This is a genomic window from Blautia sp. HCP3S3_C4 (assembly GCF_052064095.1).
Taxonomy (GTDB): Bacteria; Bacillota; Clostridia; order Lachnospirales; family Lachnospiraceae; genus Blautia_A.
Map to the genome: position 1 here is coordinate 1 of NZ_JBQHWF010000042.1, position 1,876 is coordinate 1,876.

Below are 1,876 nucleotides of genomic sequence, written 5' to 3' on the forward strand. Positions count from 1 at the left end.
ACAATGTATGGAAGATGTGGCAGGCAGTTGCTTGAAGCAAAGTTGAGGTACATGGGATATAACAATAATAACGGATAATTGCGGAAGAGCCTACCGCACAAGAATATTCACTCCTGTTGGTGGGTCAATTTTCCTCGTTAAAACTGGGTCAGTTTTAAGTATAAATCAACACCTCCTTGCCGGCATGAAAAAAGCCCATCTGCACGGAGCAGACAGACTAAAAATGGGTATAAAAATACCCTGCCAGCTTTCACCAGCAGGGTTGATTAGAATTTTTACTTGTAAAGGTCTTCCAGCGTTATCAGCCGAACTTCACCTCGCTCTTGTGCCTGAAGAAGTCCATCTGTGAATCCGCCTTTCGAGAAGATATAGTAGTGATAGTTGTTGCCCTTTCCAAAAACTGAGGCATAATCCCGAATCAAATCGAGTTCATCCACACCGATTTTCTCATTCCGGTATTTGCATGAACCGATGATATAGTCTTTGCCCTCAACAGGAGTTCCGACGATATCAATCTGTATCTGCTTTTTCTTCTTCGGGTCTGCCCCCCACCACTGGCCGATTTCACTCAGCTCAATAGGAAGGCTATCCGAATAATAGAGCAGGTAATCCTGACACATCTTCTCATAAATTAGACCCATGTAATCAGGAAGATACTGCTTTACAGCGTGTGGATAGGTCTTTGCAATTCTGCCAGAGTCAATGGCACTCATATTGATTGGCACAAACCGATACCAGAAACGGAAGAAGTTATCAGCCAGCAGATAGATGGTTTTCTTACCCGGTTTTTCTGTAATCGGTGTTTCTTTCTTCGCAATGCCAAGGTCGATCAGCGTTTTCAGGTACTTCGATACGACCGAGTTTTCCTCACCGACCTTCATCTTGATATCGTTCATTCGGGAAGCACCTTCTGCAATCGCTTTAATGATTGCATTATAAATGGCCGGCTCCCGGAGTTCCTGCTTCAGTAAGTTCCCCGGTTCCTCATACAGATAGCTGGAGCGGTCAAAGAAATTATCCAACAGAGCTTCATCCACACTATCTCGCACATCCAACTTATTGATATAGTGGGGAACTCCTCCCGTGATCCCATAAATCAGGGAATTGTCTTCTGCAGACAGATTTGGGTGGAACACAGCGGTTTCTTTATAGTCTAGCGGCTCAATCTTAAACTGGCCAGTACGTCTGCCATACAACGGACTTTCCTTTCCAAGCACCTGACTCTCCATGAAGCTCATAGAGGAGCCGCAAAGAATCAGGTACATCTTGGACTCTGTCCATTTGTGGTCGATGATGTGCTGCAGCATCGCTGAAATAGCTGGTTTTGCTTTTGCAAGATAAGGATACTCATCAATGACAAAGACAATCCTCTTTTCCTTTGAAAGTGCTGTCAGCTCATCCAAAGCTGCATCATAGGACCTGAACTCCGGTGCAGACTCCATATCCGGCCGCTCAAAACTCATAATCGACTTTGAGAGAGCTTCCAGATTTTCCTTTCCTGTCGTGTTCAATGCAGAAAAGAAAATGGTAGGCTTATCTTTGCAGAACTCGTTGATCAGTGCCGTTTTACCAACACGCCGTCTGCCGTAGATGACAATGCACTCAAACTTATCACCTGCATACCGTTTATTCAGTTTCCGCAGCTCATCCTCACGGCAATAGAATTGACTCATCTGCTCACCTCCAATAATTATACTCGTGAGTTAGTAACTCGTAAGTTACTTCTTTACGAGTATAATAAATCAGATAGTCTGCAAAGTCAAGTAAAATAAGTCGAACCTTTAGTGTGAACTTCCAGTTTTTTTCCGCCTAAATCGAGTGTCGCTATATCTGCAACTCAAAACAATTCTATTTTTCTGTCTTTTCTCCATCTGAT

General features: G+C 43.7%; 1 protein-coding gene. It reads right to left on the reverse strand.

The annotated features are described in order from the left end of the window. Positions 1 to 275: 275 nt before the first annotated feature. Positions 276 to 1,673 (reverse strand): ATP-binding protein, encoded by a 1,398-nt coding sequence (locus ACTNC6_RS16070; protein ID WP_441044646.1) that lies wholly within the window; start codon positions 1,671 to 1,673, stop codon positions 276 to 278. Positions 1,674 to 1,876 lie beyond the last annotated feature (203 nt).